This is a genomic window from Terrabacter terrae (assembly GCF_039529575.1).
Taxonomy (GTDB): Bacteria; Actinomycetota; Actinomycetes; order Actinomycetales; family Dermatophilaceae; genus Terrabacter; species Terrabacter terrae.
Window position 1 is genome coordinate 1 of the sequence record NZ_BAAANB010000038.1, and the last position, 571, is coordinate 571.

At 70.6% G+C, this 571-nt stretch carries 1 protein-coding gene and 1 tRNA gene; one reads left to right on the forward strand and one right to left on the reverse strand.

Features of this window, described 5'->3' with window-relative positions; genetic code table 11:
* Positions 1–128: 128 nt before the first annotated feature.
* Positions 129–211, reverse strand: a tRNA-Leu gene (locus ABD194_RS18700).
* A gap of 165 nt (positions 212–376) precedes the next feature.
* Here ABD194_RS18700 and ABD194_RS18705 point away from each other — a divergent pair.
* Entirely contained in the window at positions 377–526 is a 150-nt protein-coding gene (locus ABD194_RS18705; RefSeq protein ID WP_343994292.1) for a hypothetical protein, read from the forward strand.
* The last annotated feature ends 45 nt before the right edge of the window (positions 527–571 follow it).

Below are 571 nucleotides of genomic sequence, written 5' to 3' on the forward strand. Positions count from 1 at the left end.
CAGCGAGTGGAGTCCCCACCTGCGGCGGTGTGCTCGGTCGTCACCGGGCGGGAACGCAGAAGCGGCGGCCCCGGTCCGAAGACCAGGCCCGCCGCTCCCACCACTTGGGGAAGATTCCCCACCTTCTGTGCGCGAGGGGGGATTTGAACCCCCACGCCCTTTCGGACACTGGCACCTGAAGCCAGCGCGTCTGCCGTTCCGCCACTCGCGCGTGACAAGCAGACAGTGTGCTGCATGAGTCCCGGTATCGCCAAACCGGGGTCCCCGACGCGAACCGGACGCGTCAGGAAACCGCCCGCGTCCCCGTCTCCGGGGCGCCTGCCCCACGTGGTGGCCGATCGCGTCGTTGGTCAGCACCGCCAGCACGAGCCGAGCCATGTCGTCGCCCGACACCCACGCCTGCAGCGACCGGGGCCCGCTCGGCGAGTCGCCGAAGTTCATGATCCGTGCGCTGACGACCGTCATCCCGAACCGGCCGGCATACAACCCGCCGAGCGCCTCGGCGGCCGCCTTGCTCACCCCGTAGTACGTGTCGGGCGTCGGCAGGGGCATTCCCTCGGCAGCGAGGGGT